The sequence below is a fragment of the Oribacterium parvum ACB1 genome (assembly GCF_000238055.2).
In the GTDB taxonomy this organism is placed as follows: domain Bacteria; phylum Bacillota; class Clostridia; order Lachnospirales; family Lachnospiraceae; genus Oribacterium; species Oribacterium parvum.
Window position 1 is genome coordinate 2,284,526 of sequence record NZ_KE148312.1, and the last position, 15,838, is coordinate 2,300,363.

Sequence of the window (15,838 nt, forward strand, 5' to 3'; positions counted from 1 at the left end):
TCACTTTTTTATTATAAAAAGAAATTGTTCATGCATTTTAAAAGGACAAAATAAATAAAAGAAGGATGCTTTGTAATATTTTTAAATCATTGCCTTTACATAATCTGCAATATTATCCGCATGATCGGAGATACGTTCCAAATCGGAGATTACATCCAAAAATACGACTCCCGCCTGAGGCACACACTCTCCTGAGCTTAGACGCAGGATATGGGTTTCTCTCATATCTTCTTCCATCTCATCCACCTGATCCTCCAGGTGTGCCGTACGCACAACAGCTTCCAAATCATTCCTTTCAAAAGCATCAATACTGGAATTAAAGGATTCAATCACTTTATCGGAAATCTTTCGTAAATCATCCTGTCCTATTTCCGAGAAGGAAATATTATGTTCATCTGCGTATTGAGCCTGCTCCGCAATATTGTTTGCATGGTCAGCCGCACGTTCAATATCCGTAATCGTATTGAACATATTTGTTACTTCCAGCTTCTGCATCTCATTTAAAGAAAGATTTCCGATGTGTATCAGATACTCTGTAAGGAGTTTCTGCATATTATCAATAATCGTCTCTCTCGCAAAGACCTCCGGAATTTCCGCTACATTTTCATTCAGCAAAATATCGGAAGCATGGCGAATATTTTCAGCAGTAATCCGTGCCATATTGATTACCTCGGTCTTTGTCGCAGAAATAGCAATGGCAGGCGACTCCAGGATACGAAGGTCCAGATGCTGAATAAGATTCTTCTCCACCTCTGTATAGTGGTTCGGATTCTCCGCCTCTTCTTTATCCTTACTGCTTTCCAATACAAGCTTTCCGGAAAGATTTACAAGCGCATCTCCAAAGGGATAAAGTATAATCGTACAACTTACATTAAAGATGGTATGGAATAAGGAAATCTCCACCGGACTTAAGCCTCCCTGAAAAAAATGTGCAAAGGGAAAACTCATAAAGAAAATGATAATACCAAAGATTACCGCACCGCATACGTTAAAAAGAAGGTGTATTACTGCCGCTCTCTTGGCTGTACGGGATGCTCCCGCAGAGGATAGCATTGCGGTAACGCAGGTTCCGATATTCTGTCCCAGTGTAATATAGAAACCTGCAGCTCTGGGAACTGCACCGGATAAAGCCAAGGTCTGCAAAATAGATACAGAAGCTGCGGAAGACTGAATAAGTCCCGTTACAATCGCACCGGCAAGAATACCCAGTACGGGGTTTCCTCCCATTACCTGAAAGGCTCTGGAAAAAATAGGAGAATCTGCATAGGGAGATACAGCGGAACTCATAAATTCAAGGCCGATAAAGATGAGTCCTACACCAATACAAAAATTTGCAAGAAGATCATCATTTCCTTTTTTTCCGAAAAGGAAACGAAAAGCACCAAAGCCTACCAGTAAGGGAGCAAAAAACTCCGGCTTAAAGAAGCTTAGTGCTGAACTTGAAACCTGAGTCAAAGAAACCATCCAAGCAGTAATGGTTGTTCCGATATTGGCTCCCATGATAATGCCTACAGATTGAGAAAGATTTAAGATGCCGGCATTTACAAAACCGACTACCATAACCGTAGTCGCAGAGGAGGACTGTACCAAGGCGGTAATTCCCGCTCCAAGTAAAACCGCCATAATACGGTTCTCAGTCACTATATTTAAGAACTTGGACATTTTTGAACTGGCAGCCTTCTGCATACCGTCACTCATAATGGTCATGCCATATAAAAACATCCCCAGGCCCCCAAACAGGCTAAACAAACTTGAGAGATAGCTCATACTCTTTCCTCACCCTTCTCCATAGGATAGACTCTTTTCATAAATACAGTATCACCGCTCTTAAAGCGACACCATGGCTTAGTATACAAACGCTTATTTGAAAATACAAGGATTAGTTCTTAGAAATACAATATGCGATTTTTTCCAAAGAAAAAAAGACCTTTCTTTTTTGAATAGGGTTTTATCTGCAATATTGCAGCCCTGTATCCGTCCCTGGATATTGCAAGCTTTCAATTGCTTCAAAAAAGAAAAGTCTCTTCTATTCAATTGAAGAAATGCCACTTTAGTGCGGTTTCTCATCCTCATGAAACACTTTTTCCACCTTGGCAAAACTTCTGTAAAACGAGTTTTCACAATCCCTGTTTGTCTCGTTATAAAATGACCTGTTAAGGGGATTTAGGTTGAGTTCATCCCGTTCCGAGAAACCTTTTTCCCAGTTTCCATAGCCCGCATAGTTTCTCTTCCCAAATTCCAAGGAATATATCGGCTCAATTTATAATAATATAATCAAAAAGGGGCTGTAAAAATAGTTTTCTAAGCAATATAGGTCTAAATTTGGGGCACGCTCTCGCTAGCTTCGCCACGTAACGGATACTAAGCGAAAAACTGCGATTCTCTTGTTTTTCGCAAGTACCGACGGGCTCAGACTACCCCTCATTTAGACCTATATTGCCGAAAATCTATTTATAATTTTTATTTTTTACAGCCCCTTTGAAAATTTATGAAGTAAAACCGTAGTACTTATTTACTCCGTCCACCAGAGCATCGCCGAGAAGATTCAGCTGTTTTTCGCTGTGATCCGAAATCTTGTCGCCAAGTTCTATGTCCACAGAGGGAATCGTGGAATAGGATGTCTGCGTTAAATCCATATCCATCCTGCCCTTGGAAAAAATCTTTACTCCTTTTCCTCTTAATCCGGAAATCAAACTTTCTCCCAGCTTCTCATGGCTTTCCCAGTGAGATGCCACGGGCTCCATCTTCTTTAGCGAATTGGGGACGGACATAAAGAATGCGCCCTTATCTTTTTCTGTAGAATCCCAATGTAAAGCAATATGTGCATCCGCCTTATTGTTTGCCAAAACCGTTCTTGCCACATTGTCAAGCTGCACATCTTCTTCGCTGCGAATCAGAAGAACGTCATAACCCGCATTCAATAATTTTTTGGCAAGAATATGTCCCATCTGTAATGTGACGGTCGCCTCTTTCGTGCCGTCTTTAAAGGTCATCCCGGAAGAAACTGCAAGCGCTGTAGTTATTCCGGCGGCATTTGTTCCTCCCGTTACCTTTCTGGTGCCGTCCGGATGACAAAGTGTCCGTACTTTTTCCCCGCCTTTTGTGCCATGACCGGCATTGACCGCTATCGTAATCTTCTTCGGATTTTTACTGTCAGAAGTATACAAAATAGCCTTTCCCGTATTGATTTTCGCATTTCCTGCATATTTCCAATTTAAGTTCAGGCCGATTTCCGTTGCTGCAAAACTCTGCATGGCAAGCAACACGGAAAGGGCCATTCCTAAAATAATCCCTTTTCCCCTCATCTTCTCTCCTCTTTTCTTTCTACGTATCTTTCTCTATTCAAAAGGCATAAACCTTAAAGTCTCAGTAATAAGGATACTGGAAGGGGCAGCGCTCTACAACCGTCTTTCTATTACAGTGCTATTACAGTTTTCTTACAGGAGAAATCGCGAGACAACAAACCATAGAAGTACAATTCCTCCAAAGATGATTCTATAATAGGCAAATACCTTAAAGTCATGATTTCGAATGTAACGGAGCAGGAAGCGAATACAGTAGATGCTCACAAAATACGTTAGAATCATGGCAAGAATAAGCGTAAACCACTCACTTCCGCTGAAATTCCCTCCATGCTTAATTAGCTTTAAAAGACTGGCTCCTGCCATAACCGGTACACTGAGAAAGAAGGAAAACTCCGTTGCAGCAACTCTTCCGACCGATAAAAGCATGGCACCGATAATCGTTGCACCGGAACGAGAGGTCCCGGGAATCAGTGCCAGACATTGAAACAGTCCGATTTGGAAGGCAAGCGTCCATGATAGATCCTCTACTTTCGTAATCCTAAAATTCTTATTTTCATTTCTCTTCTCCACAAAAATAAAGAGAAATCCGTAAAGAATCAGCATCAGAGAAACCACGAAACCATTATAAAGATATTTATCCAAAATATCATCCAAAGCAAGACCGAAAACCGCAGCAGGGAGACAGGCCAAAAGTATTTTTCCGATTAAAATCGCCTTTTCCTCTTTCAGATAAAATCCTCCTCCCCTCTTTCTCTTTCCAAAGGGCCAGAGGCGTAGAGCAAACTGCTGCACAACAGCCATTACCGCGGCAAGCTGAATCAAAACCTCAAAAGTGGAAAAGAATTCCTTACTCCCGTGTAAGGGAATGATATCCTGCAGAAGGATAAGGTGACCCGTAGAAGAAATCGGAAGCCACTCCGTAAATCCCTCTACCAGGGAAAAAACAATAAGCTTTAAAAATTCAACGATATTCATATAACTCCTTTTATTTCTTTAAGATCAAGCGCTGTCTTCATTAATCCGGAATTGTCCAATCTATAGGACTTAATCCCTCTTTCTCCAGGTAAGCATTGCATTTGGAGAAGGGTTTGGAACCGAAAAATCCTCGATAAGCACTTAATGGACTGGGATGGGGTGCTGTAAGAATTAGTCTCTTTTTCTGATGAATCATCTTCCTCTTACTCTGTGCAGGACTCCCCCAAAGGATATACACCACAGGATCTTCCTTTTCCTCAATCGCCGCGATTGTTGCATCCGTAAATTCTTCCCACCCGATTCCCCTATGGGAAAATGCCTGATGCGCACGAACCGTAAGCACCGTGTTTAAAAGCAGAACCCCTTGTTCCGCCCAAGGTCGTAAATCTCCATTTTTCGGAATAGGACAAGATAAATCATCGCTTAATTCCCTGTAAATATTCTGCAAGGAAGGAGGAAGGGGCATTCCCTTTTTTACGGAAAAACTGAGTCCCTGCGCTTGTCCCGTTCCATGATAGGGATCCTGTCCCAATATCACAACCTTGAGCTTCTCATAAGGGCAAAGCTCGTAGGCCTTAAAGATCTCCTTCGACGGAGGATAAATCTCCTGTGTTTTATATTCCTTCAGTACTGTTTCATACAAACTTTTATAATATGGCTTTTTGTACTCGCCCTGAATATGCTCTACCCAATCATTCTCAATCATGAAATCTACGTTGCTCCTTTTTTGCAGTTACCTGCTTATATAAGTCATAAAGAAATGAACCGGTTTTTCCTTCTTTAGGATATTCCTGTTCTTCCAGTTCCAAAATAGCCTTGTCGTAGGCATTCACAATTTTCGTACCTGCACTGTGAACCAACTCTCTTTTAAAGGCGGATCCGTAATTCGCATGCACATGACCGTGCACCATATACTTTGGTCTATACTTTTGCACCAGTTCTTCAAAGGCCAGAAACCCCCGGTGTGCGGGGTCGTCCATATCTCCGTATCCTCGAATCGGTGCATGCGTAAGAAGTATATCAAAACCGTTTTTCAAGAAAATATCCTTCTTTACTTTCTGTACTCTTTTTCTCATCTCTTCTTCCGTGAACATGAATTTTCCGGGTTTGTACCAAGGAGCGCCACCCAGTCCGAGAATCCTTAATCCCTTAAAATCATAGACCTTATCCTCTATACACTCACACCCCAGAGGAGGCTTAAAGGAATAGGATTCATCGTGATTTCCGTGAACATAGAGAACCGGGGCCTTTCCCATGGTAACCAAAAACTGCAGGTAATCCGGATTCAAATCTCCGGCGGAAAGAATCAAATCAATGCCCTCCAGTTTTTCTTTTTTAAAATGATCCCAAAGTCCTTTATTTTCTTCATCTGCTATACATAATATTTTCATAGTAAGAACCCTCCGGAAAGAATTGCTTCCCGTGACTCTTTGGTGAAGGAATCCAGTGGAGGAATCTCTCCCAGGACATTGTCATTCAGCCACCGCATATCCACAATCTCATCCATCTCTAGACTGTCGGCTCCCTCGTCCTGTATTTTTTCCTCTTGGCTATGGATTTCTCCGGCAAAAGGACGAAGTCTTCCCTCTATTATTTCCCTTTCTAAAATAGACAAAAGTTTTTTAGAAGAATAATTTAAATTGGCAGAAAGAATCACATCAATAACCCCTTCCTTTAAACCATAGTAGTAGTTCAGCGCGCTGTGGCTTTTTGCAAGGCTGCTGCTATGATAAGATCCCTCCAAAATGGAACGCAAAATAATCTCATAATATCTGCCCCAGTTATAGACTGCCGCAGCAATATTAAAGCTTACTTCTCCCTCGCGACTGATGTATAGCCCGAAATCTCTGCTACGCTCAAAGGGCTTCGTAAACTCAGGGCCGGAAATAGTTCGAATCCCCTTTTCCCGAAACTCTTCCTTCCAATCTGCTCCCTCTACCCCGCTCCAGGACAGATGTACCTTTGCCCATGGATTAATAAACTGCGCACCGATGGCAAAGGCATTGATATTCGAGACAGTTCCATATAAGGGGAACTGCTCAACATAGCCCAAGTCATTTCCATCTGTAATGGATGCAGCAAGTGCACCCATCAAAAATTTTGCCTCATACATCCTGCCGTAATAGGTTCGGATAGAATTGTAAGAAGCATTCACCGAACAGTTTAAAATGGAGACATCCGGATGTTCCAGAGCAAGCTTCACTCCTTCCTGCGCCATAAACGGTGCTGTAGTGAAAATGACATCCGCTCCCCATGCTATGGCTTCCTCAATCTTCTCTTTTACTCGTTCATCCGTATTGCAATTTTCCCAGCTTCGACTCTCTACCTGCTCCTTAAACTTTTCCTGAATATAATTCCTGCCCAGTTCGTGGGAATATGCCCAGCTGGAGCTTTCCACCGTTCTTTCGTATAAGAAAGCGATGTGCAGAGGGTTCTTTCCGTCGTAAAGGCTTCCCGAAGAAAAAATATCTAAGAAGCCTGTATTTTTCTTCACTTCTCCGGGATTCTGTACCAAAACCACTTCTCCTGCAGATTTCTTATATTCATTCCGCAGTTTTTCCAGATTCTCTTTGATATTTTCCGTGCTGTTATCCAAAATGGATGCCATACCGTAAACCGTGATATAGAGGAAAAAAGCATCTCCCGCAGTAGCACCGAGTTTCTTTCCTCCTATGCTAAAGTACAATTCGGAAAAGCGTGCAAAAGCGGCACGAACATCTTTAGAAAGCTCGGATGACCAAGGCTCTCCGCTTTTCATTCCCAAAAATTGCGTGAAGCGTTCATAGGCACCAAGTTCCGAAAAATGAATGTTGTATATTCCGCTGGACTTAAAAAAATCCACAAATTCATAATAGAGCTTGTTTTCTCTCTCCTCCGTTCTTTTCGGCAGAATCCGAATAACCGTTGCCGGAATAGACACCGCTCCGTTATATCGGCTAACCGATACACGCTTATTTCCTTCCAGCACATAGAACTTATACATATATTCATAGACAATAATCGGCTCACGAATCCCCTCTTCTCTGGCAGAATCATATAGAGCGGACCATTTACTTGCGAACTCCGTATTCGGTCTTAGTATAGGCATAAAATTTTTCGCAAAAGATTGCTGCCTTGACTTCGTTTTTGTACCGACAATATCTGTCAAAGGAATCTCCAGAAGTCCCAGCCTGTATTCTCCCTGTATTTCCTCTTTATTCAATTTATCATCCAGAGCCTCTAGATAGGGAGACTCCCCAAAAAGCAGGGCATTTCTATAAGCTCTATCCCCCAGCTTCTTCGCTTCGATATAGTCATCAATCATAGGACCTCCTTCATAAACATGCAAAGTATAGCATAAAGCAGGGTAAAGCGTCATCGTTAGGCTCAAAGTTCATAAAAAAAGGGATTAGAGCGGCGATTATGCCACTCTAAATCCCTCTATAAAGCTTTATTGCGGGCCGTTTGTGCTTCCTGCCTGAATTGAACCGCCATTTGCAGTAGAGTTACCGGAAGGTCCCTGTGCACTGGGTCCGTCGATTACCGGATTGCTGTTTCCGTTCGGATTCGGGCTGCCCGGATTACTGCTTCCGTTTGGGTTAGCTGTTCCCGGATTTCCCGAACTGCTTCCTCCCGGTCCTGCCGATCCCGGTCCTTGCGTATTTGCCGGATTGCTCTGCGCCGGAGAGGAGGAGGAACCCGCTTCTGTAAAGTTCAGATTCGACGTATCGGAAGTGCATACACCGTGTTCATTAAAACTGAAGGAACGCCCATCCAGGGTTACTGTCGTATTCACAAGCATCTTTCCGTCATCCAGATAGTAGTAATGGCTCTTCTCTCTCAACCATCCTCTTACCATTTTTCCGTTTGCGCTGAAGTAGTACCAAGTATTTTCTATCTGCTTCCAGCCTGTGGACATCTTTCCGTTACTCGGTTCCATGTAATACTTGTTTCCGTCCGTATCCGTCTTCCAACCGGTTTCCATATTGCCGTTGGAAGCGGAAAGGTAATAATAATCTCCGTTTAAGTTCAACCATCCGCTCTGCATAGAGCCGTCCGCTCCAAAATAATACCACTTATCGGCAATCTTTAACCACTTCTGCATGTGAAGTGACCCGTCTTCAGGCGCAAAGTAATACCACTTATCGGCAATTTTTCTCCAGCCGGTAGCCATCGCACCGTAGGACTTCAGATAATACCATATATCCTTTCCGTCCTTTTGCAACTTCAGCCATCCGGTCTGCATGGTTCCGTCAGATTTTAAATAATACCAATTCTTGTCAATTTCTCTCCAGCCGGTAACCATAAGACCTGACGGACGGAAATAATGCCAAGCATTGTTAATCTTCTTCCAGCCCGTTACCATATAGGTATCTGCCCCGATATAATAGTAACCGGAAGATGTATGAATCCACTTTCCGCTAACCTTCTGTTCTGTCTTCGGATCCACAAAATAATACTTTCCGTTCTGCTGTCCCCAGCCTGCGGCAAATGCAGTCAGCGAAAGGCTGGCCACACAAACCCCCACGGCCAAAGCTTTTAAGCCGAATTTTTTGACTAAATTCATAATCTTCCCCCTTTGAAGCGGATTCTTCGTAAAATTATCAAAAAAGCAGCTCTCTTCTATTAGAAAACTGCCCATTTTTTCTTTTCACACTATAGCATAGCTTCATTTCCAATTTCTATACTAAGCTCTTACTTTTCCTTAACAATTATAAGAATTTTTTTACTAAAAAGGGTCTGTAAATAATCAAAGCATCGTCCTGATTATTTACAGACCCTTTAGATAATTTTCTTTTATTTTCTTTTATTTCCTTTTAAAATCCATCGAATCACAGATTTTTTCTTCTTTAGCTTTTTTCTTTGCCTTTTTATTCTTTAGTCTTTTAATCCCAGCTCTTTGTTTAACCAATTCAGTCCTGCTCTTGTCACATAATTATATGGCTGATTGAAATGTGGCATAAAGAACAAGTCTACTAAGGGAAGCTCCGCCATGGTCAGACCCTTCTGAATAGCCAGAGAGAAGAAGTGAATGATAGCCGTTGCATCATAACTGGAGCCTAACTGGCAACCCACAATCTTCTTATCCTCCTTCTTGTAAACAATGCGAATCTTTACCTTCGGATTCTCCACCTCCATAAAAGCGGGGAACTGGGTGTCCTCGTAATCCTCGTAGGATACGTCCATGCCTTCTCTCTCCGCTGCCGCTAAGGAAAGTCCGGTGCAAGCCAGCTTGTAACCGTAAATTCCTAAAGCACTGGAACCCTGAACCCCTAAGCTCTCTACAGGAGTTCCGCAAATGTTATGGCCTGCTACAACGCCGGAACGTACCGCATTGGTTGCCAAAGCGATATAGTTTTCTCTACCTCTTGCATTGTCATAAAGGCTTGCACAGTCTCCGATGGCATAAACGGAAGGATCGCTGGTCTGCTGCTTTCTGTTTACCAGATAAGCGCCGTTTTGATACAGCTTTAAGTGATCCGCTCCCAGACTTGCATTGGGTTTGAAGCCTACCGCACAGATTACCATATCCGCATCATATACACCCTTATCGGTCTTAACGCCGGATACTTTACCCTCTCCTAAGAATTCTTCTACCTTCTCACCCAAAGCCAGCTTAATGCCGTGCTCTTCCATTCTGTTCTTTAACTCATCGGAGAAAGGAGCATCAAAATAGCCTGCAAGAATACGATCCACCATATCAATTAAGGTTACTTCCAAGCCAAGACGCTGGAAGGCTTCTGCAAGCTCTACACCGATATATCCTCCTCCAAGGACACATACCTTTTTGAATTCTCCCTTCCTTTTCAATTTCTCAATGACTTCCGCAGCATTCTGATAAAGCTTTACCATCTGCACATTTTCTAAATCAAAGCCTTTTACCAGAATTCTATTCGGGATAGAGCCTGTGGCAAAAACAAGATTGTCATAGTGATCTTCAATTACTTTTCCATCTTTTAACTCTACCTTGACCGTCTTCTTATCGTAATCAACGGAAAGCACACGAGACTCCATGTTTACCTTTGCACCCTTCTCCAAGAAGTTCTCCGGCTTTGCATAAAAGAGTCCGTCCCCGGAATGAATCTGCTCTCCAATCCAAAGTGCCATTCCACATCCTAAAAAAGAGATATTGCTGTTCTGATCATAAATGGTTAATTCCTGATTGGGGTAGGATAAAATAGTATTGGCGCAGGCTGTTCCCGCATGATTCGCTCCTACCAATATTGTCTTTGCCATGAGATTCCTCCTTGAATTTTGATATTTTTTTAGCAATACCTACATTTTACCCCATTTTTCTTGGGAAAGAAATAAAATTAGTATAAATAATTGTTCTTATTTTATCCCTAAAAGCTTCTTTGCATCCTTAAAATATCTAAACATTTTCAAGCTATACTCACCAAACTCCTGTCCATTTTTCATTTTATAAGCACACCACAAACTCCACAGCAGTCCGGAAAGTCCCATATAAGCAATTAAAAGCTTATCCAATTCCTCTTTACTTCTTGCACCAAGTAGTAAAGGCTTCTTCACTCCTTCCACATCTGCCGCCCATAGATAATCTTCCAAAAACAGCTTTGCCGTATCAAAACTCATATAGGAATAAATCGCTCCCATGGCTATATCCAGTAGAGGATCCGCCATTCCGGCATATTCCCAGTCAATCATTTTCACACCCTCTTTTGTGAAAATGAAATTATCCTGTACCGCATCAATATGACAAAGGCAAAGGGGTGAATCGGATTTTTCCACAAGACAGAGCATCTCTTCCATACTCTCCTTCATCTTCCCGTAGTCCTGATAGGGAATCTCCCCCCCTCCTTCGAGGCAAATTGCCTCGTAGTACCGGAGTCTTTCTCGTAAGGAAAACGGATGCCCAACCATTTTCCTGCTTTCATGAAGCTTCAATAAAAGCTTCATGCAGGCTCTTCTTTCTTCTTGCTTGGAAAAATCCGCATTGCGGGCTTCTTCATAATAACGAGAAATCTTATAGCCATTTTCCGGATTAAAATAAAGGAGCTCTTCCGTAATATTCAGTTCCTTTACAATTCTATAAATTTCTTCCTCTTCTTTTCGGTTAATCAGCTTTCCCGTTCCTACTCCGGGGATACGACAGATAAAATCTTTGCCTGCATAGTCTTTATTCTTACTCCCTTCATCAATGCCGAAAAGAAAGGATTTATTGGTCATACCGGCCTTTAGGCAGCGAAGTCGTACAATATCTTGCTCCGGGACGGCAAAGACGGAAGAAATCAACTCCATGGCTTCCGAACCGGAATGATTGTTGTACTTTTCATCAAAAGAACGAAGTTCTTCCAGATTTTCAAACTCATAAATCTGCCCCTCTTTTTGCTCATTTCGATAAATTGGAGGCAAATGCTTTATGCATAAACGGAGAACATCCTCCCAGTAAAAATCCTCCGTTCCGGGTTTGTGATAGTATTCCTCCAGATACGGTAAAAAAGCGGAGAAGAATTCTTTCTTAAAGAAAACGGGGCCATACATGCAATAAGCATCTTTTCCGCCAACCTCTACGCTTTTAATCTGCCCATCCTTTGCACAATCCAAAACCCATTCCTTCGTTTCCCCTTCCATAAAGTTTGCCGCATACCAAGATAAAGGTTCAATACTATGGTACATATTTTCCCGCATCCAGTTATCGGAAGAAAGAATATAAAAACTCTTACCCTTCATTGCCTTTCTCGCATGATAAAGAGTCCCGATGGTATTCTTCGTGGAATACTCCGGATTATATAAAAGCTTTACTCCATAAGCATCAATAAGATAATCAAATTTTTCCTTCAAATACCCCACAACAATGGTAATATCGTAAATTCCCACGGCATGAAGCTGCTTAATCTGCCTTTCAATCATCCTTTCCCCAAGAACCTCCAGTAAGCCCTTCGGACATTCATAGGTAAGCGGAACAAAGCGAGATCCAAATCCTGCAGCCAATATGAGGGCCGCATCCACCTTATGCTCCTCTAAAAACGCTCTGCCTCTTTCCGTAAACTGCCGTGCTGTTCCTCTTCCTCCCTGCTTTTCAAGATAGCCCTCTTCCTCCCAGCCTTGAATGCACTGGTTCACTTTCCCAAGTGACATCCCCGTTTCCTCAGCCCACTGTCTTTGGCTGTATTCCGGATGTTCCATGATATTTCTCAACAAAATAGTACAGGAATTCATTTTTTCTCCTTTGCTCTACCGTATGGGTATTTGTTCATAATACGAATACATCGGCATTTTATGAACAATTATAATAGCAGAAAAGAAAAAATTTGTCCTGTACTATTCTCCATTTTATGAAATTTAAGATTTTTGATACAACTTAGCCTTTTAAAAAGACGGATTACACTTCGCTCTTTATATCTCCGATACCTCATACAAAAGGTCTCCGTAGCTCGGGAACGGCCAAAGACTCTTATCCATGATTGTTTCCAAGCTATCACAAGGCCTTCTCAGTTCCTGCATAGCGGGAACAATGGTCTCATAAGCATAAAAGGCCTTTTCCCTCTCCGACTTACATTCTACGGATTTTTCCAACTGCGCTAAAAGTGCTTCTCTTTTCTTGTCAATCTCCTCTAAAAGAGCAGAGGCCTCATTGAGTAAACGTTCTTCGGCATAAGTGGAAGCCGTCTTGGAAACCTCGCGCACAAGCCTTAAGGTAGAAGCCAGTCGTTCCACATACTGAATCGCTGCAGGAATAATCTGCTTTCCACTGATATTCACCATCGCCCTTGCTTCAATATGAATTACCTTTGCATAGTGTTCATACTCCACCAGTTCTCTACTTCTAAGCTCCGATTCCGTATAAATCGAGAACTTGGAAAAGAGTTTAATGGCCTCTTTTTTCGTCAATGCGGAAATAGCCTGTACCATAGAGGAAAGATTCGGAAGTCCTCGGTTTTCCGCTTCCGTAACCCATTCCTTTGCATAGCCGTTTCCATTAAAAATGATTCTTTCGTGCTTTGTAAGAAGCTCCTTAATATAGTCATGCACCGCAAGTTGGAAATCCTCTTGTTTTTCCAGATAATCCGCAGCCTTTTGAAATTGTTCCGCGGTAATCGTATTTAGGATAATGTTGGCACTTGCGATAGAATCGGAAGAACCCAGCATACGGAACTCAAACTTGTTACCGGTAAAGGCAAAGGGAGAGGTTCTGTTTCTGTCCGTATCATCCGCCAAAACATTGGGAAGAGCACTGACTCCCATTGTCAGACTCTTCCTTTTCTTTGACTTTGTCGCGTATCCCGTTCCGATTAACTGCTCTACTACACCCTGCAGCTGGCTTCCGATAAAGCAGGAAATAATGGCGGGAGGTGCTTCATCCGCCCCCAGCCTGTGATCATTTCCTACATTGGCCGCAGACATACGAAGCAGTTCACTGTGTGAATCTACCGCTGCCAAAACACAGGCAAGTACCAAAAGGAACTGTACATTTTCGTGCGGACTTTCTCCCGGATTCATAAGATTGATGCCGTCATCCGTAGTAAGAGACCAGTTGTTGTGCTTTCCTGAACCGTTCACACCGGAAAAAGGCTTTTCATGAAGAAGACACTCAAGACCATGTCGAGAAGCCACTTTTTTCAGGCTTTCCATAACGAGCTGATTATGGTCCAGAGAAATATTCGCCTCTTCATACACTACAGCAAGCTCATGCTGGGAGGGCGCCACTTCATTGTGCTCCGTCTTCACCGGAACTCCGAGGCTCCATAACTCCTCATCAAGATCCCGCATAAATTCTGCAATTCTCTTTCGAATTATACCGTAGTAATGATCATCCAGCTCCTGTCCTTTCGCCGGCATACTGCCAAAAAGAGTCCTTCCGGTATAGACCAAATCTTTTCTTTTCAGATATTTTTCACGATCAATAAGAAAGTATTCCTGCTCGGCTCCAACGGATGGCTTAACATAGCGACTTTTGGTATTTCCAAAAAGTCGCAATATACGAAGCGCCTCTCGATTAATTGCTTCCATAGAGCGTAATAGGGGCGTCTTCTTATCCAGTGCCTCTCCGGTATAAGAGCAAAAGGCTGTAGGAATACAGAGGGTTACGGTTTCTCCTTCTCTTCTTAAAAAGGCAGGACTGGTACAGTCCCAGACCGTATATCCTCTTGCTTCAAAGGTAGCTCGAAGACCGCCTGACGGGAAGGAGGATGCATCCGCTTCCGAACGCACAAGCTCCTTACCGGAGAACTCAAGCATGACCTTTCCTTCTCCCACAGGACTTAAAAAAGCCTCATGTTTTTCCGCCGTGATTCCCGTAAGCGGCTGAAACCAGTGGGTGTAATGTGTAGCTCCTTGCTCAATCGCCCACTCCTTCATTCCCTGCGCTACGGCATCCGCCAGCTCCAAGGTCAGAGAATTCCCTTCTTGAATGGCTTTTTTCAGATTCATATACACATTCTTCGGAAGTCTCTCCCGCATCATTCCGTCATGAAAAACATTCTTTGAAAAATTATCCATCCTTCTCCATCCCCTTCAATAGCTTTGAAAATATCATAAACAAGACATCGTACACTTGCTTTCAACACTCGGTATAAATGAATATTTCGTAGCATTGAAATATAAATGTTTCAATACTACGAAATATCAATGTTTACAATTCTGTTTTATGATTGCAACTTTCGGAATACCGTTTGATATTCTATTTATGCTTTTCCGCCACAACCGAAAAGCGCAATTTTTTTCTTACATTCCTCAACAATCGCTTCAGCACCCGGTTTTAAAAGCTTTCTCGGATCGAAGCCCTTGCCCTTTTTATCCTCTCCCGCTTCAATATACTCTCTGGTAGCCTTTGCAAACACAAGCTGAAGCTCCGTATTTACATTAATCTTCGCTACACCAAGAGAAATTGCCTTCTTAATCTGGTCATCAGGAATGCCGGTACCGCCATGTAAAACCAAAGGCATCTTATCTCCTACTGCTTTTTTGATTTCTGCTAAGGTTTCAAAGGAAAGTCCCTTCCAGTTCTCCGGATATATACCGTGAATGTTACCGATACCTGCTGCAAGGAAGTCTACGCCAAGATCAGCAATCTTCTTGCATTCCTCCGGATCCGCGCATTCTCCCATTCCGATAACACCGTCTTCTTCACCACCGATGGCACCGACTTCCGCCTCAATGGAAAGCCCTGCCTTATGTGCTGCAGCAACCAGTTCTTTTGTCTTTTCAATGTTCTCTTCAATAGCAAAATGAGAACCGTCGAACATAATGGATGTAAAGCCGGCCTTAATGCAACTGTAGCATCCGTCATAACTGCCGTGGTCCAAGTGAAGTGCCACGGGAACTGTAATTCCCAAGCTCTTATCCATAGCCTTCACCATAGCTGTCACGGTTTCAAAACCGCACATATACTTTCCGGCCCCCTCGGATACTCCTAAAATAACCGGAGACTTTACCTCCTCGCAAGCCAGTAAAATGGATTTGGTCCACTCTAAGTTGTTGATATTAAACTGCGGTACTGCATAGTGACCGGCAAGTGCCTTATCCAGCATTTCTTTTGCGCTAACTAACATAAATCCTCCTTATTCTCTCTTTCTTTTACCCTGAAATAGTACAGTGCAGTTCATCACTGCATTGTA

At 42.7% G+C, this 15,838-nt stretch carries 11 protein-coding genes; all 11 read right to left on the bottom strand.

Annotated features, from left to right (window positions below):
* Positions 1–81: 81 nt before the first annotated feature.
* The 11 genes from HMPREF9625_RS10175 to fba all read right to left on the bottom strand — a co-directional run bounded on the left by HMPREF9625_RS10175 (position 82) and on the right by fba (position 15,772).
* Positions 82–1,767, bottom strand: a complete 1,686-nt coding sequence (locus HMPREF9625_RS10175) for a Na/Pi cotransporter family protein (protein WP_009534611.1) — start codon at positions 1,765–1,767, stop codon at positions 82–84.
* 719 nt (positions 1,768–2,486) lie between these two features.
* On the bottom strand, positions 2,487–3,305 hold the full coding sequence (locus tag HMPREF9625_RS10180) for an N-acetylmuramoyl-L-alanine amidase (RefSeq protein WP_009534612.1): 819 nt from the start codon (positions 3,303–3,305) through the stop codon (positions 2,487–2,489).
* A gap of 132 nt (positions 3,306–3,437) precedes the next feature.
* Positions 3,438–4,280, bottom strand: coding sequence for an undecaprenyl-diphosphate phosphatase (locus tag HMPREF9625_RS10185; protein ID WP_009534613.1), 843 nt, complete (start codon positions 4,278–4,280; stop codon positions 3,438–3,440).
* A gap of 40 nt (positions 4,281–4,320) precedes the next feature.
* The gene (locus HMPREF9625_RS10190; RefSeq protein WP_009534614.1) at positions 4,321–4,986 is read right to left on the bottom strand and encodes a uracil-DNA glycosylase; all 666 of its coding nucleotides are present in this window, start codon (positions 4,984–4,986) and stop codon (positions 4,321–4,323) included.
* Positions 4,979–5,671 (bottom strand): metallophosphoesterase family protein, encoded by a 693-nt coding sequence (locus HMPREF9625_RS10195; RefSeq protein ID WP_009534615.1) that lies wholly within the window; start codon positions 5,669–5,671, stop codon positions 4,979–4,981. Before HMPREF9625_RS10195 ends, HMPREF9625_RS10190 begins: the two co-directional genes overlap by 8 nt.
* On the bottom strand, positions 5,668–7,584 hold the full coding sequence (locus tag HMPREF9625_RS10200; RefSeq protein ID WP_009534616.1) for a BMP family ABC transporter substrate-binding protein: 1,917 nt from the start codon (positions 7,582–7,584) through the stop codon (positions 5,668–5,670). Before HMPREF9625_RS10200 ends, HMPREF9625_RS10195 begins: the two co-directional genes overlap by 4 nt.
* Positions 7,585–7,710: 126 nt before the next feature.
* Positions 7,711–8,826, bottom strand: coding sequence for a cell wall-binding repeat-containing protein (locus HMPREF9625_RS10205; RefSeq protein WP_009534617.1), 1,116 nt, complete (start codon positions 8,824–8,826; stop codon positions 7,711–7,713).
* A 311-nt stretch (positions 8,827–9,137) separates the two neighbouring features.
* Positions 9,138–10,496 carry a H2O-forming NADH oxidase gene (gene nox / locus HMPREF9625_RS10210; protein ID WP_009534618.1) on the bottom strand — a complete coding sequence of 453 codons (1,359 nt, stop codon included), beginning with the start codon at positions 10,494–10,496 and terminating at the stop codon, positions 9,138–9,140.
* Between the two features lie 96 nt (positions 10,497–10,592).
* Positions 10,593–12,440: a sugar phosphate nucleotidyltransferase gene (locus HMPREF9625_RS10215; RefSeq protein WP_009534619.1), complete on the bottom strand. Its 1,848-nt coding sequence runs from the start codon at positions 12,438–12,440 to the stop codon at positions 10,593–10,595.
* A gap of 177 nt (positions 12,441–12,617) precedes the next feature.
* Complete coding sequence (locus HMPREF9625_RS10220) at positions 12,618–14,720, bottom strand: glutamine synthetase III family protein (RefSeq protein ID WP_009534620.1); 2,103 nt, start codon at positions 14,718–14,720, stop codon at positions 12,618–12,620.
* Positions 14,721–14,905: 185 nt separating this feature from the next.
* Positions 14,906–15,772, bottom strand: coding sequence for a class II fructose-1,6-bisphosphate aldolase (fba, locus tag HMPREF9625_RS10225; protein WP_009534621.1), 867 nt, complete (start codon positions 15,770–15,772; stop codon positions 14,906–14,908).
* Positions 15,773–15,838: the final 66 nt, after the last annotated feature.

Excerpts from the sequence above, each read along its gene's own strand:
- HMPREF9625_RS10200 (WP_009534616.1), bottom strand. The coding sequence starts at position 7,584 with ATGATTGATGACTATATCGAAGCGAAGAAGCTGGGGGATAGAGCTTAT.
- HMPREF9625_RS10190 (WP_009534614.1), bottom strand. The coding sequence starts at position 4,986 with ATGATTGAGAATGATTGGGTAGAGCATATTCAGGGCGAGTACAAAAAG.
- fba (WP_009534621.1), bottom strand. The coding sequence starts at position 15,772 with ATGTTAGTTAGCGCAAAAGAAATGCTGGATAAGGCACTTGCCGGTCAC.
- HMPREF9625_RS10180 (WP_009534612.1), bottom strand. The coding sequence starts at position 3,305 with ATGAGGGGAAAAGGGATTATTTTAGGAATGGCCCTTTCCGTGTTGCTT.
- HMPREF9625_RS10215 (WP_009534619.1), bottom strand. The coding sequence starts at position 12,440 with ATGAATTCCTGTACTATTTTGTTGAGAAATATCATGGAACATCCGGAA.
- HMPREF9625_RS10205 (WP_009534617.1), bottom strand. The coding sequence starts at position 8,826 with ATGAATTTAGTCAAAAAATTCGGCTTAAAAGCTTTGGCCGTGGGGGTT.
- HMPREF9625_RS10185 (WP_009534613.1), bottom strand. The coding sequence starts at position 4,280 with ATGAATATCGTTGAATTTTTAAAGCTTATTGTTTTTTCCCTGGTAGAG.
- nox (WP_009534618.1), bottom strand. The coding sequence starts at position 10,496 with ATGGCAAAGACAATATTGGTAGGAGCGAATCATGCGGGAACAGCCTGC.
- HMPREF9625_RS10175 (WP_009534611.1), bottom strand. The coding sequence starts at position 1,767 with ATGAGCTATCTCTCAAGTTTGTTTAGCCTGTTTGGGGGCCTGGGGATG.
- HMPREF9625_RS10195 (WP_009534615.1), bottom strand. The coding sequence starts at position 5,671 with ATGAAAATATTATGTATAGCAGATGAAGAAAATAAAGGACTTTGGGAT.
- HMPREF9625_RS10220 (WP_009534620.1), bottom strand. The coding sequence starts at position 14,720 with ATGGATAATTTTTCAAAGAATGTTTTTCATGACGGAATGATGCGGGAG.